The sequence below is a fragment of the Bacillus sp. 123MFChir2 genome (assembly GCF_000383235.1).
Lineage (GTDB): Bacteria > Bacillota > Bacilli > Bacillales > Bacillaceae_G > Bacillus_A.
In genome coordinates this window covers 90863-115244 of sequence record NZ_KB910928.1, presented here as the reverse complement: position 1 = coordinate 115244, position 24382 = coordinate 90863, and the positions used below count along the sequence as shown (strand labels likewise).

Annotated in this window: 27 protein-coding genes; 20 read left to right on the top strand and 7 right to left on the bottom strand. The window is 36.7% G+C overall.

Translation table 11 applies throughout. From position 1 onward, the window contains the following. The first annotated feature begins 15 nt into the window (after nt 1–15). The 3 genes from H280_RS0105185 to H280_RS0105170 all read left to right on the top strand — a co-directional run bounded on the left by H280_RS0105185 (nt 16) and on the right by H280_RS0105170 (nt 5075). Nucleotides 16–2376 carry an endonuclease MutS2 gene (locus tag H280_RS0105185; RefSeq protein WP_020060056.1) on the top strand — a complete coding sequence of 787 codons (2361 nt, stop codon included), beginning with the start codon at nt 16–18 and terminating at the stop codon, nt 2374–2376. Between the two features lie 224 nt (nt 2377–2600). Continuing rightward, nucleotides 2601–3677, top strand: a complete 1077-nt coding sequence (locus tag H280_RS0105175; RefSeq protein WP_020060054.1) for a nitric oxide synthase oxygenase — start codon at nt 2601–2603, stop codon at nt 3675–3677. A gap of 201 nt (nt 3678–3878) precedes the next feature. After that, nucleotides 3879–5075 carry a class I SAM-dependent rRNA methyltransferase gene (locus H280_RS0105170; RefSeq protein WP_020060053.1) on the top strand — a complete coding sequence of 399 codons (1197 nt, stop codon included), beginning with the start codon at nt 3879–3881 and terminating at the stop codon, nt 5073–5075. A 226-nt stretch (nt 5076–5301) separates the two neighbouring features. Here H280_RS0105170 and H280_RS0105165 read toward each other — a convergent pair whose 3' ends face one another. The 5 genes from H280_RS0105165 to H280_RS23050 all read right to left on the bottom strand — a co-directional run bounded on the left by H280_RS0105165 (nt 5302) and on the right by H280_RS23050 (nt 7852). Beyond that, nucleotides 5302–5493: a YwbE family protein gene (locus H280_RS0105165; RefSeq protein WP_020060052.1), complete on the bottom strand. Its 192-nt coding sequence runs from the start codon at nt 5491–5493 to the stop codon at nt 5302–5304. Next, nucleotides 5494–5667: a hypothetical protein gene (locus tag H280_RS26030; protein WP_020060051.1), complete on the bottom strand. Its 174-nt coding sequence runs from the start codon at nt 5665–5667 to the stop codon at nt 5494–5496. Between the two features lie 307 nt (nt 5668–5974). Then, the gene (locus H280_RS26800) at nt 5975–6199 is read right to left on the bottom strand and encodes a hypothetical protein (protein ID WP_020060050.1); all 225 of its coding nucleotides are present in this window, start codon (nt 6197–6199) and stop codon (nt 5975–5977) included. Nucleotides 6200–6253: 54 nt separating this feature from the next. Beyond that, on the bottom strand, nt 6254–6598 hold the full coding sequence (locus H280_RS26795) for a deoxynucleoside kinase (protein ID WP_020060049.1): 345 nt from the start codon (nt 6596–6598) through the stop codon (nt 6254–6256). An 816-nt stretch (nt 6599–7414) separates the two neighbouring features. Beyond that, a complete protein-coding gene (locus H280_RS23050; protein ID WP_155894965.1) occupies nt 7415–7852 on the bottom strand; it encodes a hypothetical protein in 438 nt (145 codons plus the stop codon). Nucleotides 7853–8296: 444 nt separating this feature from the next. On the opposite strand from H280_RS23050, the gene H280_RS0105135 reads away from it, so the two are divergent. The 6 genes from H280_RS0105135 (at nt 8297) to H280_RS26025 (ending at nt 12666) form a co-directional block, all read left to right on the top strand. Beyond that, on the top strand, nt 8297–8992 hold the full coding sequence (locus H280_RS0105135) for a response regulator transcription factor (protein ID WP_020060045.1): 696 nt from the start codon (nt 8297–8299) through the stop codon (nt 8990–8992). 1 nt (nt 8993) lies between these two features. Next, on the top strand, nt 8994–9929 hold the full coding sequence (locus tag H280_RS0105130; protein WP_020060044.1) for a HAMP domain-containing histidine kinase: 936 nt from the start codon (nt 8994–8996) through the stop codon (nt 9927–9929). A gap of 124 nt (nt 9930–10053) precedes the next feature. Continuing rightward, nucleotides 10054–10977, top strand: a complete 924-nt coding sequence (locus H280_RS0105125; protein ID WP_020060043.1) for an ABC transporter ATP-binding protein — start codon at nt 10054–10056, stop codon at nt 10975–10977. Beyond that, nucleotides 10970–11650 carry an ABC transporter permease gene (locus H280_RS0105120; RefSeq protein ID WP_020060042.1) on the top strand — a complete coding sequence of 227 codons (681 nt, stop codon included), beginning with the start codon at nt 10970–10972 and terminating at the stop codon, nt 11648–11650. The genes H280_RS0105125 and H280_RS0105120 overlap by 8 nt, the downstream gene beginning before the upstream one ends. A gap of 29 nt (nt 11651–11679) precedes the next feature. Beyond that, nucleotides 11680–12372, top strand: coding sequence for an ABC transporter permease (locus H280_RS0105115; RefSeq protein ID WP_020060041.1), 693 nt, complete (start codon nt 11680–11682; stop codon nt 12370–12372). A gap of 135 nt (nt 12373–12507) precedes the next feature. Further along, on the top strand, nt 12508–12666 hold the full coding sequence (locus H280_RS26025) for a hypothetical protein (RefSeq protein ID WP_020060040.1): 159 nt from the start codon (nt 12508–12510) through the stop codon (nt 12664–12666). Between the two features lie 111 nt (nt 12667–12777). Here H280_RS26025 and H280_RS0105105 read toward each other — a convergent pair whose 3' ends face one another. Both H280_RS0105105 and H280_RS0105100 read right to left on the bottom strand, forming a co-directional pair. Next, nucleotides 12778–13236: an NUDIX hydrolase gene (locus H280_RS0105105; protein ID WP_020060039.1), complete on the bottom strand. Its 459-nt coding sequence runs from the start codon at nt 13234–13236 to the stop codon at nt 12778–12780. A gap of 127 nt (nt 13237–13363) precedes the next feature. Next, nucleotides 13364–13867, bottom strand: coding sequence for a DinB family protein (locus tag H280_RS0105100; protein WP_020060038.1), 504 nt, complete (start codon nt 13865–13867; stop codon nt 13364–13366). A 340-nt stretch (nt 13868–14207) separates the two neighbouring features. Here H280_RS0105100 and H280_RS0105095 point away from each other — a divergent pair, with 340 nt between their 5' ends. The 11 genes from H280_RS0105095 (at nt 14208) to H280_RS0105045 (ending at nt 24381) form a co-directional block, all read left to right on the top strand. Continuing rightward, on the top strand, nt 14208–14753 hold the full coding sequence (locus H280_RS0105095) for an RNA polymerase sigma factor (protein WP_020060037.1): 546 nt from the start codon (nt 14208–14210) through the stop codon (nt 14751–14753). After that, nucleotides 14743–15906 (top strand): DUF4179 domain-containing protein, encoded by a 1164-nt coding sequence (locus tag H280_RS0105090; protein WP_020060036.1) that lies wholly within the window; start codon nt 14743–14745, stop codon nt 15904–15906. The genes H280_RS0105095 and H280_RS0105090 overlap by 11 nt, the downstream gene beginning before the upstream one ends. A gap of 147 nt (nt 15907–16053) precedes the next feature. Continuing rightward, nucleotides 16054–16293: an AzlD domain-containing protein gene (locus tag H280_RS24345; RefSeq protein ID WP_020060035.1), complete on the top strand. Its 240-nt coding sequence runs from the start codon at nt 16054–16056 to the stop codon at nt 16291–16293. A gap of 152 nt (nt 16294–16445) precedes the next feature. Continuing rightward, entirely contained in the window at nt 16446–18131 is a 1686-nt protein-coding gene (locus H280_RS0105080) for a long-chain-fatty-acid--CoA ligase (RefSeq protein WP_020060034.1), read from the top strand. Between the two features lie 109 nt (nt 18132–18240). Then, on the top strand, nt 18241–18828 hold the full coding sequence (locus H280_RS0105075; RefSeq protein WP_020060033.1) for a TetR/AcrR family transcriptional regulator C-terminal domain-containing protein: 588 nt from the start codon (nt 18241–18243) through the stop codon (nt 18826–18828). Nucleotides 18829–18844: 16 nt separating this feature from the next. Beyond that, nucleotides 18845–19618: an enoyl-CoA hydratase gene (locus H280_RS0105070; RefSeq protein WP_020060032.1), complete on the top strand. Its 774-nt coding sequence runs from the start codon at nt 18845–18847 to the stop codon at nt 19616–19618. A gap of 81 nt (nt 19619–19699) precedes the next feature. Then, complete coding sequence (etfB, locus tag H280_RS0105065) at nt 19700–20473, top strand: electron transfer flavoprotein subunit beta (RefSeq protein WP_020060031.1); 774 nt, start codon at nt 19700–19702, stop codon at nt 20471–20473. 31 nt (nt 20474–20504) lie between these two features. Then, nucleotides 20505–21482, top strand: a complete 978-nt coding sequence (locus H280_RS0105060; protein WP_020060030.1) for an electron transfer flavoprotein subunit alpha/FixB family protein — start codon at nt 20505–20507, stop codon at nt 21480–21482. Nucleotides 21483–21692: 210 nt separating this feature from the next. Next, nucleotides 21693–22007, top strand: coding sequence for a thioredoxin (gene trxA, locus H280_RS0105055; protein WP_020060029.1), 315 nt, complete (start codon nt 21693–21695; stop codon nt 22005–22007). 167 nt (nt 22008–22174) lie between these two features. Beyond that, nucleotides 22175–23347: a hypothetical protein gene (locus H280_RS0105050; protein ID WP_020060028.1), complete on the top strand. Its 1173-nt coding sequence runs from the start codon at nt 22175–22177 to the stop codon at nt 23345–23347. Nucleotides 23348–23433: 86 nt separating this feature from the next. Then, on the top strand, nt 23434–24381 hold the full coding sequence (locus H280_RS0105045) for an SDR family NAD(P)-dependent oxidoreductase (RefSeq protein WP_020060027.1): 948 nt from the start codon (nt 23434–23436) through the stop codon (nt 24379–24381). Nucleotide 24382 lies beyond the last annotated feature (1 nt).

The following is a 24382-nucleotide window of genomic DNA, read 5'->3' as shown; positions in this document are numbered from 1 at the left end:
GGGGGACGGGCAACTATGTTAGAACGAACGTTGCGTGTATTAGAATATGAAAAAGTAAAAGAACAATTACTTGAACACGTTGCTTCTTCACTTGGACGAGATAAAGTAAAAGGGCTTGTGCCAAGCACAGATTACGAAGAAGTGGTAGAGATGCAGGAAACAACAGATGAGGCTGCGAAAGTCATCCGTTTAAAAGGACATGTGCCGCTTGGCGGGATTTTTGATGTTCGTCCAAATGTAAAGCGTGCGAAAATTGGGAGTATGCTAAGTCCGCATGAACTTTTAGATATTGCAAGTACGATGTATGGCAGTCGCCAGATGAAACGATTTATTGAAGATATGATTGAAAATGGTGTGGAACTGCCGATTTTAGATACGTATGTAGCACGCATTGTATCTTTATATAATTTAGAAAAGAAAATTACAAATTGTATTAGCGACGGCGGAGAAGTAGTGGATAGTGCGAGTGAAAAACTACGTGGTATCCGCCAGCAAATTCGCACAGCGGAAAGTCGCATTCGTGAAAAGTTGGAAAACATGACGCGCTCTTCAAACGCACAGAAGATGTTGTCAGATGCAATTGTAACGATTCGTAACGATCGCTATGTAATTCCAGTTAAACAAGAATACCGCGGTGTATATGGTGGTATCGTTCATGACCAATCTGCTTCTGGTCAAACGTTATTTATCGAGCCGCAAGTCATTGTAGAACTGAATAACGCACTGCAAGAAGCGCGCGTGAAAGAGAAACAAGAAGTGGAACGCATTTTAATGATGTTAACAGAAGAAGTAGCAGTTGAAGCTGATATTATCTTAGAGAACGTTGATGTTGTGGCAGAGCTTGATTTCATTTTCGCAAAAGCTTTCTATGCAAAACGAGTAAAAGCAACAAAGCCAATTTTGAATAATGAGCGTTATATGAACTTACGCCAAGCGCGTCATCCGCTTATTGATCCGAAAGTTGTTGTGCCAAACGATATTGTGCTTGGAAAAGACTTTACAACAATTGTTATTACCGGACCGAATACAGGGGGTAAAACCGTTACATTAAAAACGGTAGGGATTTGTATTTTAATGGCGCAATCTGGTTTGCATATTCCTGTTTTAGATGAGTCCGAAATTTGTGTGTTTAAAAATGTGTTTGCCGATATCGGAGATGAGCAATCGATTGAGCAAAGCTTAAGTACATTCTCATCTCATATGGTAAACATTGTTGATATTTTAGAACAAGCTGACTTTGAAAGTTTAGTATTGTTTGATGAATTAGGAGCAGGAACAGATCCGCAAGAAGGGGCTGCACTTGCCATTTCCATTTTAGATGAAGTATATAACCGCGGTGCGCGTGTTGTAGCAACGACGCATTACCCAGAGTTAAAAGCATACGGCTATAATCGTGAACAAGTCATTAATGCGAGTGTGGAGTTTGATGTAAACACATTAAGCCCAACGTACAAATTGTTAATCGGTGTGCCAGGGCGAAGCAACGCATTTGAAATTTCAAAACGGCTTGGATTATCTGATCGTGTAATTGACCGTGCTCGTGGTCATATTAGTACAGAATCAAATAAAGTAGAAAATATGATAGCGAAGCTGGAAGAAAGCCAAAAGAACGCTGAGCGTGAATGGAATGAAGCAGCAGAGCTTCGTAAGCAATCTGAAAAACTTCATAAAGAACTGCAACGTCAAATTATCGAATTTAACGAAGAACGTGATGAAAGATTACTAAAAGCACAAAAAGAAGGCGAAGAAAAAGTCGAATTGGCGAACAAAGAAGCGGAAGAAATTATTCGTGAACTTCGTCAATTGCGAAAAGCAAAGCTTGCTGATATTAAAGATCATGAGCTCATTGAAGCGAAAAGCCGCCTGGCCGGGGCAGCGCCGGAGCTTGTAAAAAAACAAAAAACAAAAGTGAAAAACACAGCGCCAAAACAAGTGTTAAGACCAGGCGATGAAGTAAAAGTGTTAACGTTCGGCCAAAAAGGTCAGCTTCTGAAAAAAGTAAGTGACAATGAATGGAACGTCCAGATCGGAATTTTGAAGATGAAAGTGAAAGAGTCCGATATGGAATACATTAATACGCCAAACCCTGTTGAGAAAAAAGCCGTGACAGCAGTAAAAGGAAGAGACTATCACGTTTCATTAGAACTTGATCTTCGCGGCGAACGTTTTGAAAATGCGCTAGCACGTGTAGAAAAGTATTTAGATGATGCACAGCTTGCGAGCTATCCGCGCGTTTCAATTATTCATGGAAAAGGAACCGGAGCACTGCGTCAAGGTGTACAAGATTATTTGAAAAAACATCGCGGCGTGAAAAGCTTCCGTTATGGTGATATGGGCGAAGGCGGCCTTGGTGTTACAGTTGTAGAACTGAAATAGGAAACGAAGCAAAGGGGAAACGGCTATGTTTATGGACAAACTTGCAAAAGTATTGTTAGCTTGTTGCGGAACGTTTTTTATTATTGGGGTTATATATTTGCTGTTTTTTGCAAAATAAGGAAGAGGACACCGTTTTTGGTGTTCTTTTTCATTGTCTGTTTTCTAGGCACGGGTAGAAGATGTTTTGTATAATAGAGATGTTTACAGGAATAGAAGGAGACACTATGAATACAACAAAAAAACTGCTAGAGGAAGCAACTAATTTTATTACAGATTGCTACAACGAACTAGAAAAATCTCATGAAATTCAAAATAGAGTATCACAAATTGAATCTGAAATACAAATGACAGGAACGTATGAACATACTTTTGAGGAGCTTGTTCACGGGGCGCGAATGGCGTGGAGAAATAGTAATCGCTGCATCGGTCGTCTGTTTTGGAATAAGCTTCATGTATTAGATGCGCGCGATGTAAATGATGCAGAAGGGATATATGAGGCGCTGCTTCATCATATTCAATATGCGACAAACGACGGAAAAATCCTACCTACGATTACTATTTTTAAACAATATCAAAATGAGAAAAATCAAATTCGAATTTATAACCATCAATTAATCCGCTATGCGGGATATGAAACTGAGCAAGGTATTATCGGCGATTCTCATTCCCTATCATTTTCATCATTTTGTCAAGAACTTGGCTGGAGAGGGAAAGGAACACATTTTGATGTGCTGCCGCTCTTATTTTCAATTGATGGAAACGATCCAGTGTATAAGTCAATCCCAGAAGAATATGTAAAAGAAGTGACGTTAGAGCATCCAGAATATCCATTTTCCTCTTTAGAAGCAAAATGGTACGGTGTTCCGATGATCTCTGACATGCGTTTAGAAATTGGCGGCATCTCCTATACGGCTGCTCCGTTTAACGGCTGGTATATGGGAACAGAAATCGGTGCACGCAATTTAGCTGATCATGATCGCTATAATCTGCTTCCAGCTATTGCCGAGATGATGGGATTAGATATGTCGAGAAACAGTACACTTTGGAAAGACAAAGCACTAATTGAGTTAAATGTAGCTGTTTTACACTCTTTCAAAAAACAAGGAGTAACCATTGTGGACCATCATACTGCAGCGCAACAGTTTAGTCAGTTTGAAAAGCAAGAAGCAGCATGCGGCCGTTTAGTAACAGGGAACTGGGTATGGTTAATTCCGCCTGTATCTCCTGCAGCAACGCACATTTATCATAAGCCTTATCCAAACCAAGTACTTACGCCTAATTTTTTTCATAAAAAAGGGTAAAAGCTTGTTGTGTGGGTAAAAGAATAACGTGGTATAGTTAGAAGGGACCGTTTATTGGTGATACTTATATAAGCGGCCCTGTTTTATGCTTCTAACATAGAGTGGTTTCATACATAAGATAGATTGTGACAAAACTTCTGACTTCGTATAGGGCCTTTCTTAATAGCTAGAAAGCATTGAAATGGAAAGGTAGGATAGGTAATGAAAACAGAAGTTACTTTAAAGGTTAAGACGAAATACATAAACGAATTAAAAAGTGGCTATCCACTTATTGCGAAAGAAGCGATTATAAATTTACAGGATGTAAATGTAGAAGGTACAATCGTAAAACTTGTAGACGACAAAAATAAGTTTATTGGTACAGGATATTATGGAAAGCAAAATAAAGGATATGGCTGGCTTCTAACAAGAAAAGAACAAGAACAAATCGACCAAGCCTTCTTTGAAAAGAAGATTAAATCTGCTTTAAGTAAACGTAAAAGCTTTTATGAGGATTCAGATACAACCGCATTTCGCGTGTTCAACGGTGAAGGTGATGGAATCGGCGGCTTAATCATTGATTACTATGATGGGTATTACGTGATTAGCTGGTACAGTGAAGGCATTTATCAATTTAGTAAAGAGATTATCGATTCCTTACAGAATGTGACTACATTTAAAGCGATCTATCAGAAAAAGCGCTTTGATACTAAGGGACAATATATTGAAGAAGACGATTTTGTAACAGGAGAACGCGGAGAATTTCCGATTATCGTCAAAGAGAATGGGGTCAACTTTGCGGTATATTTAAATGACGGAGCAATGGTTGGTGTCTTTTTAGATCAACGTAATGTAAGAAAGCAAATTCGCGACAAATATGCAGCTGAAAAGACGGTCTTGAATATGTTCTCCTACACAGGTGCGTTTTCTGTCTTTGCAGCACTTGGCGGAGCGGTAAAGACGACAAGTGTGGACCTTGCGAACCGCAGCTTAAGTAAAACAATTGAGCAATTTAGCGTAAACGGTGTTGATTACGAAGCGCAAGATATTATCGTAGAAGATGTATTTCACTATTTCAAATATGCAGTAAAGAAAGCTCTGAAGTTTGATATGGTCATTCTGGACCCACCAAGCTTTGCGCGTTCAAAAAAATATACATTTAGCGCTGCAAAAGATTATAAAAACCTACTAAAAGAAGCCATTGCGATTACAGAAAATAACGGTATTATTGTAGCTTCTACTAATTGCAGTACTTTCGGTATGAAAAAGTTCAAAGGCTTCATTGATACAGCATTTAAAGAAATGAATGGCAAGTATAAAGTGTTAGAAGAACATTCATTACCAGAGGACTTCCGGACTATTTCGCAGTTTCCAGAAGGTGATTATTTAAAAGTTGTGTTTATTAAGAAGATAAAATAAAAACCGCTTTCTTTTTAGGTGGATGAGAGCATCTGGCCGTGTGTAGAAGCGGTCAGTGCCTTTTCCTACCACGTGCAATGTTAAAACAAAGAGAGAAAATAAGTGGAGATCACTTTTTGTTTTGGCTAGCAGTGACTTATACGTTGAAAAGTTAAAATGGATTTATAAATTAGTAATAGAAGACATCAAAAAAGGAGCTCAGTTATAAAAGGAGCTCCTTTTCTTATTACACAATGTGCTGCACTCGACCAACTTGTCCGTCTTGTAAACGTACTTTGATGCCGTGCGGATGGGACGGTGAGTTTGTCAAAATGTCTTTCACAATCCCTCGTGTTAATTTCCCCGTACGCTGATCTTGCTTTAGAACAATGTCAACTTCGAGACCAGGCGATATATTTGCGCGTTTTTGTCCGTTCATTTATACACCTGTGCGTCTACGTTGATTGTTTGGTTTCTTTGTTTGTTGATTTTGTAACTTCTTCGTTGCTTGATTTTGATTTTTAGCAGTTGCTCCATTTCCGTTTCCTTGCTTTTTCTTCGCAAGTTGTTCGCGCATTACATCTGCTAGGCTTACTTTTTTATTTTCTGACATATGAAATCTCCTTTTATATACATTGAATTGTAAACATTCATAGTGAACTCCATCATATCATTGTTGAGTGTAGAAATGAAGCTTATAGGTAAATAAGAAGTTCTATAGGGATTTAGGGTGGACCTTTAATAGCGTAATAAACAGGGGAGAGCGACGACAGGTTTGGTTGAAGATAGTCCATGAAAAACCTCCCACCATTTTTAAATTTTTTGGCTCTGTTCAACTTGTTTTTTTATTTTCTTCAAATTAATAAGCGTATTCGAAATAAAACTCGAATACGCTTATTTTTTAGAGTAGCAAATCATTATTAATTAGCCCCATCTAGTTGTTGAACGTAATGAGCAAGTTCTAAAGGCTTTTGCTTTTTTAAATAATAATCTTCTGCTACCCAATATCTATTTTGGTATTTCTTTAATCGCTCTTCCAAATTCCCTATGTATGTATCACGATGAAGTACACGCTCGTATCTTATCTCTCTAGGGCAATCTAAGAATACTACGTAATCATAAAATGTTTTCCATTCTTCCCGCAAAAGAAAAATACCTTCAATGATTACAATACTTTTAGGTGATATATTTATGGTTCTCTATGTAAATGTATCTTTTTCCTTGTTGTAAAATGGCAAAGATAGATACTTTTTGTTTTGATACAATTTGTCGTATAAGTGTTCTTTTAGATAAGTAGTATCCCATTGTAACTGATAATATTCAAACCATTCATCGTGCCCTGTATGATATCTTTTAGCTCGCTCAACAATATGGTCATCTATATGGATAATGACTACATTATCGAAGTCATTTTTTAGGTGCTGTACGAATGTCGTTTTCCCAGCACCACTTAAACCATCTATCGCAAGAATAAAGGGTCTATCTCCATTATGCTTTTTGTACTTTTCTTTTATTTGTTGCTTTAAATAATCCAATTTATCCATTCAAATTATTTTCCTTTCTGCTTTTTTCTTTCATTACAGACTATTATTCTACAAATATTTCCAAAAACCTTGTTATGCTATCGTTTTTCAGCATATAGATTGGTGCCTTTCTTAGTTCTTAAATTTTGCGTGTGGCAGGAAAAGGCCCTGATTGCCTCTATGCATGGCTAGTTGCTCTGGTCTCCTCCCCTAAAAAATTGGTTTTTATGTCATTTTTTCAATTTGTATTTATATAGATTGCTGTCTTTTTTCATAGAGTGATTGAGTATTTACATTATTTTTTATATTCGCGAAAAAATTCTGAACCTTTTTACAGAAAAGAGCGAATATAAGAGTGAAAACTACTTTAAGGGAAAAGATTTACAAAAATCTTGAATCTATTGATGGTGGAAAGGCTGGTATTATGAAAGGGATGGATAGCAAGATGACATAACATTAGATTGTAATGAATTTGTAAAATGGCGCTATATACAGTAGGAAGTTATACACCCCTTAGAAAGAGGTATGGAGCGAATCTAGAAATATAGACTATTTTACGAGAGACAGAGGGGGTTCTAACCGTGGACAAAACAGAATGGCAGGAATGGCTAGAGAGAATGGTTGCTGGTGACCAAAAGGCCTTTCAACATATTATTGTTGAGGGAAGAAATGAAACTGGGATATGAGAGCGGAAAAGTTGTCGTAAAGGAATTATTGTGGAAATATGTTAAAACGAATTGGTAGTCGATGTATTTATTAAAAAGCCTCTTCAGTGTATAAACTGAAGGGGCTTTTCACTCGTATCTCTAAATTGTGGATCTGTAATAATCTGTTCCCTTATGGTGTGACAGGGCTAAGAGGAGCGTAAGGATAGTGCGGGAGACCATATGAGGTGACAGGAGTAGGTGAAAATTGATTATGCAAGACTGTATTTCCTTCTTGCGGAACACCCGCAGCATTGATTCCAAATGTGTTCGTGATGACACTTTTGGAAGGTCCGTGTTGAGAAGTCACAAGTACTTCGTAGAAAGGGCTTGGTTGCTGAAAAGAATTTGGGAGAACTGCGTGAATCACGAGAAGATTACGAGGAGGAATTGTAAACGTGAACGGTGTGAGAATCGGTTGAACGTTGTTTCCTTGCTGAGATTGAATCATTTGTGTGGTGTTTAAAGTTGGAGTGACGACTTGTCCACATAAATATGCAGACTTGGCAACTTCGGCCGGATTACACGTGTTTTGCCAATCTAACACGGATACAGTGACGGTTTGAGGCATGTTGTAATCCTCATTTAAAAGCGTGACGATCACGACATCAGTATTGGGGTTTCTCCATATAGCTCCTGTTGTAAATAAAGTGGATTCCCTTGGATATTTTGGGGTCGGAGCAGGATGCCCATAAGAATTAAAGTGTTTTGCTGACAAAAATAATAAAACTCCTTTCTTTTAGGATGTAATTTAATTATATGCCATTGTGTCTATTTTGCTTGTATGCTTGTCCGATTGATAAGATTATTGAATATTATATTTTATTAGAAATAAAGTCCATTTGAAGGTAATTGTATTCGTATATGAGGAATTGAAACGAGGAACGATGCTACATGCTAATCGGTATAAAAGAATGGGCATGGTTATATGTGAGCGACTCAGTATATTTTGTTTACCGAATTCAACCATCATATTACAATATAAGTATAAATTTTCAAGAAAACGGGTGATGGTGTGCAACATAAAATTTTATTAGTAGAAGACGATATATCTATTCAAGAAATGGTGAATGGGTATTTAACGAAAGAGGGGTTTGTTGTAGCGGTAGCTTCAGATGGAGAGGAAGGGCTTACTAAATTTTCACAAGATCAGTTTGATTTAGTTATTCTTGATATTATGATGCCTAAAATAGATGGCTTAGAAGTGATGAATAGGATTCGGAAAAAGAGCTCTGTTCCGATTTTAATTATGTCAGCAAAGGATACGGATTTGGATAAAGCATTAGGACTTGGGCTTGGTGCTGATGATTATATTTGTAAGCCGTTTTCTATGATTGAGTTATCGGCACGAGTGAAGGCTGGAATTCGCCGGTCAACTACGTATTCCGCTCCGCAGCAAGTACAAGATGACATGATTGTGATTGGAAATTTGAAAGTTGATACGGCTAATTTTACTGTTCAAAAAAACGACGAAACTATTAAGCTTACATCGAAAGAGTTCGAGCTATTAAAGCTATTTGCGACCAATCAAAATCGCGTGTTTACGAAGGCGCAAATTTATAGCTTAATTTGGAATGAAGAATATTACGGTGATGAGAATGTCATTAATGTACATATGAGAAGGCTGCGAGAAAAAATTGAGGACGACCCTTCTCAGCCGCAGTACATTAAGACATTATGGGGTATCGGTTATAAGTTGGAAGTGATATAGAATGGTTACATTTTTAACAGCAATTATTTTTGTATTACTTTGTATCATTTATTTTCAATATCGCACGGGAAAAAATCGAAGTGCGAATTTACTTTATATATATGAAAAACTGCAAATGATTTTGGAAAAGCAAACGAGTGAAAATTTATTAGTAGTGACGGATGATAAAGAATTGAAGTCATTATTAGTGGCGATTAATTATTTGTTAGATGAAAAGAAAAAAACAATTGCGAAGCATTCGAAACTAGAAATTTCTATGAGAAAGATGCTTTCTAACATTTCGCATGATTTAAAGACGCCGCTTACTGTTATTCTTGGTTATGTAGAAATTTTAGCTGTAGATAAAACGATAAGTGAAGACAATCGGAAGGTATTACTAGAAAAAGTTCATACAAAAACATTAGAAGTGCTCGATCTTATTCGTAAATTTTTCGATCTTGCCAAATTAGAATCTGGCGATAAAGAGATTGTAATGACACGGGTCTATATGAATGAAATTTGTCAGGAACATATACTGTCATTTTATGATTTATTAACCACACAAGGATTTGACGTTCGTATTGATATACCGGAAACGCCGATATATGCGCACGGGAATACAGAAGTTATCGGAAGAATTATGAATAACTTAATTTCAAACGCAATTGCCTACGGAGGAGACGGAAAAACATTAGGGATTACACTGCGAAGTGATGAGCAATTTGTGTACGTGGACATATGGGATAAAGGAAAAGGAATATCTGAATCTCATATCGATAAAGTATTTGAACGGATGTACACATTAGAAGATTCACGAAATCGATTGTATCAAGGCAGCGGACTTGGACTTACGATTACAAAGCGTCTTGTAGAAGCATTAGGGGGAGAAATTCACCTATCTAGTACGCCCTATGAAAAAACTGTGTTTACGGTTATGTTAAGAAGAATCAATTTTTAGCTTGTAGAGAGAGCAATTCTACAAGCTTTTTTATCTTAAGAAATTTGTAAGGAATAGGTAAGAAAAAAGAGAATTTCATTGCTTATTATATAAATATAGAACGGAAGCGAAAGGGGCATGAAAGATGACGTACGTATTGAAAACGAATCAATTAACGAAAGTGTTTCAAGGTAAAGAAGTGATTTCTAACGTGAATATGCACGTGAAACAAGGCGAAATATATGGATTTTTAGGACCGAACGGTGCTGGTAAAACAACAATTATGAAAATGATTACGAATTTAATTAAACCGACGAGCGGTGAAATTGAGATTTTCGGTGAGAAATTAACGAATACTTCATATGAAGTGTTAAAGCGAATGGGGACAATTATCGAATATCCAATTTTTTATGAAAAACTAACAGCTAAAGAGAATTTGAATTTACACTGCGAATATATGGGGTATTATGACAAGAAAGCAATTGACCGAGCGTTAGATCTTGTTAATTTACACAATGTTGATGATAAGCAAGTAAAAGATTTTTCACTTGGGATGAAACAGCGATTAGGGATTGCTAGAGCGATTACAACAAAACCAGAGTTGTTAATTTTAGATGAACCGATTAACGGTTTAGATCCAATCGGCATTAAAGAGTTACGTGAATTATTTAAAATACTTTGTAAAGAATATGGAATTACGCTGTTAGTGTCTAGCCACATTTTAGGTGAAATGGAACAAATGGCAGATACAATTGGTGTCATTCAAAATGGGAAGTTAATAAAAGAAGTTTCGATGAAAAGTATTAATGGGCAACAAACGGAGTATATTGAAGTCACTGTTCAAGATGTGAAACAAGCAGCTTATCTGTTAGAAAATAGACTGCACCTGACAAATTATAAAATTATGAGTGAAAATATAATTCGCATTTATGACACGTCAGCAACGCAACAAGCCATTTCGAAAACATTGATTATGAATGATATAGAAATTGAGAGTATCAATAAAAAGAATAGTTCATTGGAAGAGTATTTCTTAAATCTTATGAATGGAGAGGGAATCCATGCTTAATTTAATAAGGTTAGAACTTGTTAAATTCAAATTATGGCCAGTCATTAAAGGGGCCTTTATAGCGCTTCTTATTATGTTAGGGTTTGTTACATTAATCATGCTTGATGGAGAATTTAAAAGTTATGATGATGCTTTTCGGTTTATTGATATTTTTGTGAAAGCAACATTTATGATATTTGGGGCAAGCTTAATTGCTAAATTTATTATTCAAGAATTTAAAGAAAAGACAATGACAGTCATGTTTATGTATCCGATTAATCGGAAAAAAATGATGATTGCAAAATTGTTCATTATTATGATCTTTACATTTCTTTCGATTGTTATTTGTGACATTGTCATTTTTAGTTTCTTTTATATAGTAAATATATATTATTCAGTCATAGCAGAGCCATTAACGATGATAATTCTTATGCAAAATGCATCTAAATTATTAATGAATGCTATTGCGGCAACTGGAATTAGCTTGATTCCCTTATATTTTGGCATGAAAAAGTATTCCGTGCGGACAACGATTGTATCCGGGGTTATTATTATGTCATTACTAACCTCTAGCTTAAGTGGTAATTCTTCATTGTACGATATTGTTTTCATTCCTATTACATTAGCTTGTGTTGGATTATTGATTGCCTATATGACTGTAAGGAAAATAGAGAAAGTGGATTTGTTTAAGTAAATTAAGCGTACTAGGGGGAAGAGTCCATTATGCTACACCTCATGAAGCTAGAAATGAAAAAATTAAACTTTGGTTGGTATGTAAAAGGAGCGCTCGTTGCCAACATCATTATTATAGCCTTATTCATTTTCATGAACTATATACAGGAAGTGGAAAAGGATGTAATTATGACGAATGCTGAGGATGCATTTTTATTGATAGGGGCAATGGTGCGGGCAACGTTTATTGTATTTGCAGCAGTATTACTTGCGCAATTAGTGATTGAAGAATATAAAAATAAGACAATCATGCTCATGTTCTCTTATCCGATTAAGCGGAAGAAAATTATTACGAGTAAATTAGCCATTATAGCTATACTGACATTTATAACAATTTGGTTATCTCATACGGTTGTTACAGGTGCTGTCTTTGTTTTACATAGATATTTTTCGTTTATGTCATACTCTATTACATTTACTGACTGGATGCAGCAATCGATTAATATGATTCCATTTGCAATTGCTGCTGCAGGTACAAGTTTAATTCCGCTATATTTCGGGATGCGTAAGCATTCTGTTCCCATCACAATTGTATCATCATTGCTTGTTGTTTCATTCGCTTGTTCTTATAATCCAGGATTCTCAGTGGTCATGACTATTCCCATTCAACTTGCCTTTGCAGCTGTTGGAATTATAATTGCTTACTTATCAATTCGAGATATTGAAAAAAAGGATGCGGTTTAGTTTGACAGACAAGTTAAAAGAGTAATATACCTCCCTTTTTTGCCACATGCGAAAGGGGGAAAGCAAGTTGCGATCATGTTGTATCTTGTATAGCAAAGGCTTATATCTCGAAGATCTATTTAGGGAGGAACGATTATGGATTTACTTGTACTTAATCTAGTAGGTGGGCTTATAGCGCTTTTAATAGGAGGATTTTTATATTACAGAAATCCAGAGAAGAAGTTTTATTTCATTTTAGTAGGGATAGGGATGGCAAGTATAGTTATAACTGGAATTAGAATGCTTTTAAAATAGGTGAGGATTTAGAACGATTGCAAGAAAAACGCACACACCTGTGTTTGATAGAATATCGAACGCAGGTGTGTGTGTAACCATATAAATCTTTCATCTACTTGATAGGAAACATTAGTTTTCTATTTTCATCAGTTCTAACAAATCGTCAAAAACTTCTTGTTGATTCTGCCATAGTTCAGGTAAGTTATCTAATGGGAAAAATTGTAGCTGCAAGCTTTCTTCGTTATCAGTATGTAATGTTCCTTGAAAATCTCGACAAATATAAGTCAATTTCACTAAGGCAACTTGATCACCATTAGATAGCGTTCTTTCGTATTTCTTTCCAGAATATACATTAAAGAATTCTAGTTTGCCTAATTTCAAACCAGTTTCTTCAAACACTTCTCTTCTTGCTGTATCTTCAACTGTCTCGCCAAATTCCATAAATCCGCCAGGCTGCCCCCACTTTCCATTATCAGATCGTAATTGCAGAAGCACTTCATTCTTTTCATTCAATACAAAACAACCTGCGACTACCATAATTACTTTTTCATGTCCAATCATATTTCGTAAATAACTTATATAATCCATGCGTTTCAGCTCCAATATTCATTTACATCCATTATAAATGATACCAAAGAAATTTGTTTTGTTCTCATAGAACGAAAACAAGGTTCCTCAAAAAAGAGGAACCTCGTTTTCATTTCATAAGCACATATTACATCTTCGGAGCTTCCATTCCAGCTAGAGCCCACTCTTCTTTTGCCGGTCCGTAAATGCCAGGAACTTTTAATCCTGCTTGGCGCATGAGTACTGTCATTTGTCCGCGGTGGTGGTTTTGATGATTAATGACAGTCATTAAAAAGATTGAATTTGGCATTGGTTTTCCAAAGAAATCATTTATTGTCTCTAAATCTTGATCTGTCCATTGTGTTTGTAATGCTTTAGTAAATGCTTCATTCATTTGACGATAACTGTCCGCGATATATTGCGCGGAAGTTGGGACAGGGTAATCTTTCGTTTCTCCTTCGAATTTTAAACCTGTACGGGATGTAATGACAGGAATAGTCGTTACAATATGCCACGCAATGCGTCCTAACGTCCAGTTGTCTGGTGTGATTTCTTGTGTTAATGATTCATCAGTTAGCATATCTAATACTCTTTGTGTTGAATCTGCTTCGTATTTCCACGCCATTAAAAAACCTTCTACAGTTTGGAACATAGAAAAACCTCCTATGATTTAGATTCAAATGGTAAATTCGTGAAAGTTTTGTAGTTTCCTTCTAGTTTTTAGATTTACGAGAGAATTTTATCAGAGTTATAGAAAGATATATGATAGAAGGAGTTATATTTAAGTTGAAAAACGACATGAAAATCCCTTTCTTTTAGGGAGAATGAGAGCATCTGGTCGTGCATAGCAGTGACTTATATGTCGGAAAATTAAAATGGCTTTATATAGTATTTGAAAAAAATCCTATAAAATGCAACCATTTGAATCTCTATATAGTCTAATAGGTGTACAAAGATATATACGTATATAAATCTTTTAAAGGGGGAGCTATATGGAGTTACTCTTAAAGCGAGCGCAAAAGGGTGATGAAGAAGCCTTTATTGAGGCAATTGATATCATAATGCCGCAAATGTATAAGGTCGCAAAAGTACGTCTCAAAAATGAAGAAGATATAGGTGATGCTGTGCAGGAAACTATTCTTGCAGCGTTTAGCAATTTGAAGAAATTAAAAGAACCGCGCTATTTTAAAACATGGATTGTGAAAATATTAATGAATAAGTGTAACGATATAATAAGAAAAAATAAAATTGTATATGTCGAAGATTATGAGCAAGTTCCGAGTCAGCATGCGATGAATGAAAAGATAGAACAAAAATTAGATTTCGAAAGTACTTTAAGTTATTTAAGTGCTGAGTACAGATTAGTAATTGTTTTATTTTATGTAAATAAATTTACGACAAAAGAAATAAGTGAAATTTTAAGTGAAAAAGAAGGAACGATAAAATCGAGATTAAGTAGAGCAAGGCAGCAGTTAAAAACATACTACTTGCAAGAAGACAAAATATTAAGTAATGGGAGGAGTTCAAATGAATCTTAACTTTGAGAAGCAGTTAGAAGAATCATTAAATAAAGATATTTTAATCCCTAAAAGTGTTATAGAAAAGAAAGAACTTGCTTTTGAGCAAATCAGAAACAGTAAAAAAACGAAAAAACGGTTTTCATATAAAAAACAAATTGCTGCTGTTATTACAGGTTTATCTATTGCTGGTCTCGCTTTGTATGGTGAGGCTCCTATGGCGATGGTAAAAGAAATCTTCCTTACAAAAGATCGAGGGGTACAAAAGGCTACGGATAACGGATATATGCAAAAAGTAGAGAAAAATAATAGTATGAAAGATAGTGGTGTTACCATTCAAGTAAAAGACATAGCGTATGATAAATCAAAAATCGTATTTTCATTACGGTATAAATTTGATGATAAAAGTGTGTTGCAGAAAGTTTCTGAATTAAATATGGTATACGATTTAACTGACAATAAAGGAAGATATATAGAAAAAGCTGATACAACAACTGGTTTAACGGAGGAGAATGGAGAAATATTAGCAAACGGAGAACAAAGTATACAAGTAGATGCAGAGCATGGTGAACTGACAGGTAATTTTGTTTTATATCCAATGAATCCGATTGCTGATATTGAGAGTCTAAATTTCAATATACAATCAATCCAGTTATTTTCACCATTAGAAAATCAAGATCCTACATTTATGACAGAAGCAGAAACAAAATCTAATATCAAGAAAGAAAATATTTTTGCATTTCATAAAAATGGCATGCAATTAAATAAAGAAATTCTTGGGAAATGGGAAAATAGTATCACGGTCGATAATAAATTTAATAAAATTCATGATATCAAATATGTTCCTCAACAAAAACTGGAATCGTTAAAAATTTCTTCTGCCGAATTGTTGCCAACAGGGATGAATATCACGTTTGAATTTGATTTTGTAGAGGATGTTGAAAAGAGAAAACAACTACTCAAGACAATTGATAGTATTACTTTAGTTGATCATAAAGGAAAAGAGCATCAATCAACACGGAAGGGATATTCAAAAGCTTTAAATAATGGGAAGATCATTAAGGTAAAAACATTTGATATTACTTCTTTTGATGAAGTAGGAGATTTCAAGGTGATTTTGAAAGATGAGAATGGAAAAGATATTGAGATTAATTTGAAGAAGGAAATATCATAAACATCTTGAAGCTATAGTTATAAAGAAAGATGTGTGGTTCATACCCCACATCTTTTTCTTATGCAAAGGGAAAGAATGGGGAGATAAGATGGGATAGAGAAAGAAAAAATCGTAGTACATGATAAGCGGCAGGAGTTTTTAAAAGGAATGAAGCACATTTTACCGATTGCCTCTGCAAGTGTTGTCGATGGACTCATTTTTGGTATTTTTGCTTCATTAACAATCCCACTTGTTCTGTTTCATGAAAAGGGGGGATCATGGAGTCCTGAGTATATAGTTGCAGGGATTGTAGCATTTGGTGTAGGCGTATGGAAAAGGCAAGTTGTATTTTCGTTATTAACGGGAGTAATGACACTTGTGTGCTGGAGAATATTTGTAGGGTGGTAATAGGATTGCAATAGTCTGAATATTATGATTGTAACGGAGCAATCCCTATACTATAATGAAAATAAGCAACATGAATACACATTCATTTATGTTAGAACGGGCGTACCACAGAGAAGTTATGTTTTTATAATGTCGAGAAGGGGGAGTTAGAATTGGAAAAACCATGGCTGCAAAGTTATCCAAAGGAAATTCCGCACACGATTTCCTTTGATATGAAGCCTCTTCACGTGTATTTGCAGGAAGCTGCTTTACAATATCCAGAAAAGAAAGCGCTTCATTTCTTAGGGAAAGATATTACGTTCGCAGAGCTAGATCGTAAGGTTAGACAATTTGCCAATTATCTTCAGAGGCTTGGGCTAGAAAAAGGAGATCGAGTTGCGATTATGCTGCCAAACTGCCCGCAAAGTGTTATCGGTTATTACGGAACACTATTAGCTGGTGGTGTTGTCGTGCAAACGAATCCACTTTATACAGAACGGGAGCTTGAATACCAGCTTCATGACTCAGGTGCGAAAGTTATTCTTTGTCTCGATATTGTATTTCCGAAAGTCAGCAATGTGCAGTCTAGAGCGAATATCGAACATGTCATTGTGACACGCATCGCCGATTATTTACCATTCCCAAAAAATTTATTGTATCCATTTGTACAGAAAAAACAAACAAATCTCGTTGTTCATGTAAATGAAAGTGAGAATATTCACGTTTGGAAGTCTATTGAACGTGCAGAGGATATAGCGGTAGATGTGCCGTGTGATCCTGAAGAAGACTTAGCTCTTCTGCAATATACAGGCGGGACGACTGGATTTCCAAAGGGTGTTATGCTTACTCATAAAAATCTTGTATCTAATACAAGGATGGGAATGCATTGGCTTTATAATTGCCGGGCAGGTGAAGAGGTTATTCTCGGAGTATTGCCGTTTTTTCATGTATATGGGATGACAGCTGTTATGAATCTATCAATTATGGAAGCGTATAAAATGGTCCTCATTCCAAAATTTGATATTAAAATGGTATTAGAGGCAATTAAAAAACATCGCGTTACATTATTTCCTGGTGCTCCGACTATTTATATTGCGCTGTTAAACTACCCTGAACTCCACAAATATGATGTTTCTTCTATTAGCGCATGTATTAGCGGATCAGCTGCTCTTCCGGTTGAAGTGCAAGAACAGTTTGAACGTGTAACAGGTGGCAAGCTCGTAGAAGGATATGGTTTAACAGAATCGTCTCCAGTTACACATGGTAACTTTTTATGGACAAAGCGAGTACCCGGAAGTATTGGTGTGCCGTGGCCGAGTACAGATGCGCGTATTCTTTCACTAGAAACAGGTGAACCGCTGCCGGTAGGTGAGGTTGGCGAAATTGTTGTGAAAGGCCCACAAGTGATGAAAGGTTACTGGAATAAGCCGGAGGAAACAGCAGCGGTGCTGAAAGATGGATGGCTGTATACGGGTGATGTTGGCTATATGGATGAAGACGGCTTTTTTTATGTGAAAGATCGAAAGAAAGATATGATAGTGGCAAGTGGGTTTAACGTATATCCGCGTGAAGTAGAAGAAGTATTATATGAACATGAAAAGGTGCAAGAAGTGGTTGTTCTTGGTGTGCCTGACCCGTATCGCGGTGAAACGGTAAAAGCGTTCGTTGTTGTGAAAGATGGTGTAACATGTTCAGAAGAAGAATTAAATACGTTTGCTCGCAAATATTTAGCAGCATATAAGGTGCCGAGAGTATATGAGTTTCGAAAAGAATTACCGAAAACAACTGTTGGGAAGATTTTGCGTCGCGTGCTAGTTGAGGAGGAATTGCAAAAGGAAGATGATGAGCAAACGGGCTAATGCCCTTTCTTTTTTTTGAGTGAATAGCATTGACAATATTTGAAATAGTCAGTATTATTAAAATGTGAATGAATCATCATTCAGTCATCTTCTTGAAGGGGATAGTACTGTGAAAAAGAATCGACCTAAATATAACCAAATTATTGATGCAGCGGTGATTGTCATCGCAGAAAATGGATATCACCAAGCCCAAGTTTCCAAAATAGCAAAGCAAGCTGGTGTTGCCGATGGAACGATATATTTATATTTCAAAAATAAAGAAGATATATTGATATCTTTATTCCAGGAAAAGATGGGAGAATTTATCGAAACAATTCGGCAAAAAACAGCAGGAATTGAAAGCGCTGTAGAGAAGTTATTTATGTTGGTAGAAACACACTTCTCTTTACTTTCGCAAAATGACGCTCTTGCTATCGTTACGCAACTAGAACTTCGCCAATCCAACCAAGACTTACGCCTCAAAATTAATGAAGTGTTGAAAGGGTACTTGCAAGTCATTGATGAAATTTTAGAAATTGGCATCAAGCAAGAAGAATTTCGTACGGATTTAAATGTCCGCGTGGCAAGACAAATGATTTTCGGAACAGTAGATGAAGTTGTCACCAACTGGGTAATGAGCGATCATAAATATGATTTGGTCGCAATTTCAAAAACGGTGCATGAGCTATTAGTAGCAGCTTGTGGTTACCGCAATTAATGGGGAGGGAGTACATTTGAATTTCCTATCTGTAACGGTGGAGGATTACATAGCAATTGTAAAGATTAATCATCCGCCAGCAAATGCGATGTCTTTACAAGTTATTAGTGAAGTTGGTGAATTACTTGATGCAGTGGAAACGGATGAGAATGTACGCGTTGTACTTGTTCATGGAGAAGGCCGATTTTTCTCAGCGGGAGCGGATATTAAAGAGTTCACTGCTGTTGAAGAAGCAAAAGAGGCAACGAAATTATCGCAACATGGACAAGTAATCTTTGAACGCGTTGAAAAATTCTCAAAGCCAATTATTGCGGCAATTCATGGCGCAGCGCTTGGCGGGGGATTAGAACTTGCGATGTCTTGCCATATGCGCTTTGTAAGTGAGACTGCAAAAATTGGTTTGCCGGAGCTAACGCTAGGATTGATTCCAGGATTTGCGGGGACGCAGCGCTTACCGCGCTATGTTGGAAAAGCGAAGGCTTGTGAAATGATGTTAACAAGCGATCCGATTTCAGGTGTGGAAGCAACTGAGATTGGGCTTGCAAACCGAGCATTCCCTGAAGAAGTATTATTAGAAGAGGCGCTAAAAGTAGCGAAAAAGATTGCTGGAAAAAGCGCAGCATCTGTCCGCGCTGTATTGGAGTTGCTACAAACAATGAAGTCTTCTCATTATTATGAAGGAGTACAACATGAAGCGCAGTTATTTGGTGAAGTGTTCACTAGCGCAGATGGAAGAGAAGGAGTAGCAGCGTTCTTAGAAAAACGAAAGCCTTCTTTTAGCGGCAGATAGTTCTCTATTTTTTTAATACAAATTAACAGAATATTAGGATTAACCAAATTTTCCTTTTAAAAAAACAAGGGGGTAAATAGAATGAACATCTACGTACTCATGAAACGAACATTTGATACAGAAGAAAAAATCGCAATTAAAAACGGTGCAATTTACGATGGCGAAGCGGAATTCATCATCAACCCTTACGATGAATATGCGATTGAAGAAGCAATTCAAGTAAGAGATGCACAAGGCGGTGAAGTGACAGTCGTTACTGTTGGCGGTGAAGATAGTGAAAAGGAACTTCGTACAGCACTTGCGATGGGCTGTGATAAAGCGGTATTGATCAACATTGAAGATGATGTTGAAAATATTGATCAATATACAACAGCAAAAGTGCTTGTTGAGTACTTAAAAGAGAAGGATGTTGACTTAATTTTAGCTGGTAACGTAGCGATTGACGGTGCATCTGGACAAGTTGGACCACGTGTAGCGGAAGCGCTGAATATTCCATATGTAACAACAATTACAAAGCTTGAAATTGACGGTACAAACGTAAAGATCGAGCGTGATGTAGAAGGGGATACAGAAGTCATCGAAACATCTTTACCTCTTTTAGCAACAGCGCAACAAGGTTTAAATGAACCGCGTTATCCATCGCTTCCAGGTATTATGAAAGCGAAGAAAAAGCCGCTAGAAACTTTAGAATTAGATGATTTAGATTTAGATGAAGATGATGTAGAAGCGAAAACAAAAACAATTGAAATCTATTTACCTCCTAAGAAAGATGCTGGAAAAGTGTTACAAGGCGAACTGCAAGATCAAGTAAAAGAACTTGTATCGCTATTGCATACAGAAGCGAAAGTAGTTTAAAAAATACTAGGATATCCAGGAGGGAAAACATATGGCTCGTAAAGTATTAGTAATGGGAGAAGTTCGTGACGGTTCTTTACGTAACGTTTCATTTGAGGCAGTAGCAGCCGCAAAAACAATTGCAGAAGGCGGAGAAGTTGTCGGTTTTTTACTAGGTGAAAGCGTCGCTTCATTCGCACAAGAACTCATTTCTTACGGTGCAGATCGCGTTGTGACAGTTGAAAGCGATAAATTAGCTTCGTATACATCTGATGGATATGCGCAAGCATTTCTAGCAGTGTATGAAGAAGAAAAACCAGAAGGAATTGTGTTTGGACATACAGCATTGGGAAAAGATTTATCACCAAAACTTGCAGCGAAATTAGAGGCAGGTCTTGTTTCTGACGTGACAGCGTTAGAAGTGGCTGGTGGTAATGTTGTATTCACACGTCCAATTTATTCTGGTAAAGCATTTGAGAAGAAGGTTGTAACAGATGGTGTCTTATTTGCGACAATTCGTCCAAATAACATTACACCGCTTGAAAAAGATGAAGCGCGTACAGGTGATGTTTCTTCTATGACAGTCGATGTAAAAGATTTACGTACAGTCATTAAAGAAGTTGTTCGTAAAACAGCAGAAGGCGTCGATCTTTCCGAAGCAAAAGTAATTATTGCGGGCGGACGCGGTGTGAAAAGTGAAGATGGTTTTAAACCGTTAAAAGAACTAGCAGATGTGCTTGGCGGAGCAGTTGGTGCGTCTCGCGGAGCTTGTGATGCAGAGTACTGCGACTATTCACTGCAAATTGGACAAACAGGTAAAGTTGTAACGCCAGATTTGTATATTGCATGCGGTATTTCTGGTGCGATTCAACATTTAGCTGGTATGTCTAACTCAAAAATTATTGTAGCAATTAACAAAGATCCAGAAGCGAATATTTTTAAAGTAGCTGACTATGGCATCGTTGGCGACTTATTCGAAGTATTACCGCTTCTAACAGAAGAATTTAAAAAGTTAAAAGTACATTCTTAAGTTGCGTATAATGAGTTCCTAGTAAGTAATTACCCCTATATAAATAAAGAAAAGCGAGAGGTCCCCTGCTTCTCGCTTTTTCGCTCGAAAGAATTTTAGCTAGTATAAAGCTTGAGTTATTTGTTAAAATACTTAACGATACATATTATTCGCCACGTATATAAGATAATGATATACTTTGGTTAAAAGGTTCATAAAGGAGGAAATAACATGGCAATTGTAAACGCAACTGACCAAACTTTCGCAGTCGAAGCAAGCGAAGGTCTTGTATTAGTAGATTTTTGGGCACCTTGGTGCGGCCCTTGTAAAATGATCGCTCCTGTATTAGAAGAAATCGATGCAGAATTAGGCGATAAAGTAAAGGTAGTAAAAGTAGATGTGGATGAAAACCAAGAAACGGCTCGTAAATTCGAAGTAATGAGCATCCCAGCTCTATTCGTATTAAAAGATGGTCAAGTGGTTGAGCAAGCATTAGGTTACAAACCGAAAGAAGCGTTAGCTGAATTAGTATCTAAACACTTCTAATTAAAAAGCCCGGCAGATGATGCTGGGCTTTTTATATTGGTTAAAATTACCTTGCGTAAATATGACAACGGATACAAAAATGTTGTTGACACTTGTTATCTCTGCTTTTATAATCAAGCTATTAATAATGAAAATCACTATCAGTGAGTTTTAGGGGGACGTAATCCATGACGTTAAAGTTAAAAGTATTATCTGCAGCAGCCGTAACAACTTTACTTTTTGCAGGTTGTGCGAAAGAGGAAACGAAAAAGTCTGAAGCACAAGAGAAAAAGACAGAACAATCTGTGAAAAAAGAAGAAACAAAACAACAAGAAGCAGATTTTGTACAAGCTTACAAAGATGGAGTAGCGGAGCTTGAAAAAGCAAAAAACGGCAAAGAGGTTGACTTTGATAAAGTAACAAAGTTATATAAAGAAAAATTACAACCTCTTGTTCAACAACGTGATGGAGAATTTAACGAGCAAATTGATCAAACAATTACAGCTGCATTAGAAGCAGGGAAAAAGAAAGAAATGGAACCAATGGTTGTAAAACAACTATTTGATAAATTAATGCAAAAAGAATTCTTCCAATCTATGCGCCATGATTTTAAAGAGATTGATACAAAATGGGGCCAAAAAGATGAAGTGAAAAAAGAAATGGAAGAAGCACTTGCGTTTTATAAAGGCGTAGAAGGTACAGTTGGAAAGCGTGATACGGCATACGGAACACAAATGGCTTCTACAATTAAAGGCGGCTTTGATGAAATGAACGCAGCAATTGATAAAGGTGACAAACTTGCGTTTTCTCTTGGCAAGCAAGTTGTAGATAAAACGTTAATGAAAACATTTTACTTTGCAACGGGCGCTGAGCCGCACGGTTATGCTACAAAAATGGTAGCAGAAGCAAAGAAAGATGAGAAAAATGCAAAAGTTGAGCAAGCGGAGGGATGGGCATTTTATCAAGCTGTCTATCCATATGTGAAAAAAGCGGCTCCTGAAGAAGCAGACTTTATTTTAAAACAATTTGATTTAAAAACTGATGTGAAAACAGTTGATGCAAAAGCGGTAAATAAAGCGTTTGTACGTGGATTTGCAAAAGTTGCATTAGGTGAGTATAAAGAGAGTCAAGAAAATTTCGGAAAAGACAAAGGCCCTATTACAGCATTAGAAGGTGCATTGTTCATTAACATGATTGAAAATGATTTAAAAACTGTACTTGGCGAGCAGCAAACAGCAGAGTTAACAAAAACAGCACAATCTTATTTAGATGCAGTAAAAGCGAAGAAGAAAGAAGAAGCAGACAAGTTATTGCCGCAAATTGAATCCATGTTAAATAAAGTTGTGGAAACAGCGAAATAAACCCGAAACGTCTATATTCTTTTGAAGAAACCTTGCCTTGACAAGGTTTCTTCTTTTGCATAGGGTTGTAGAAGGTGGTGAACAAAATGAAGGTATTAATTACTGGAGGAGCGGGTTTTATCGGAAGTCATCTTGCGTTGAAATTACTAGAGCAAGGTAAACAAGTTGTGCTTCTTGATAATTTTCACTCTTACTATGCGAAATCTAGAAAGCTTTTTCAATTAGAACAAGTCCAGAGAGCTGGGAACGTTCCATTTTATGAATGTGATATTTTACAAAAAGATGATGTGAAAGCTGTGATGCAGCAAGAGAAAATCGATGCGGTGGTTCATTTAGCAGGTTTTCCAGGCGTAAGACCATCGCTTGAAATACCAGGTTCTTATGTTGATATTAATATAAAAGGGACAAGCAACGTATTAACTTGTGCCGGCGAAGAAAATGTGAAACACGTTATTTTTGCATCGTCTTCTTCTGTATATGGGGAGCAGACAGGGATGCCTTTGCGAGAGGAAGTGGCAAATGGTCGTGTTCTTTCGCCGTATGCTGCATCCAAATACGGAGCAGAATCTCTTTGTCATGCGTATCAATATATGTACGGATTTCAAATGAATATTTTACGATTCTTTACTGTATATGGACCGTGGGGACGTCCGGATATGGCAGTTGCAAGCTTCATTCGAAAGTTATTAAATGAGGAAGAGATTGTTGTGTACGGAACAGGGACAGGCCGTGATTATACGTATATTGATGATATTACAGAAGGAATCGCTCTTACATTACAATCACATCATAGTGATGTATATAATCTTGGATCTAACGCGCCTATTTTAATGACAGAATTACTCGCGCAGTTAGAAACACATTTCCCGTTTATGCGTGTAAGGCAAGAAGCGCATAGAAAAGGGGACGTAACATCAACGTGGGCAGATATTTCTAAAGCGCAAGAACAACTTGGATATAAGCCGCGTGTATCTTTTGCAGAAGGGTTGGAACGAACCGTTGCGTGGGCGAAGCAATATTCGGATATTGTTTAAT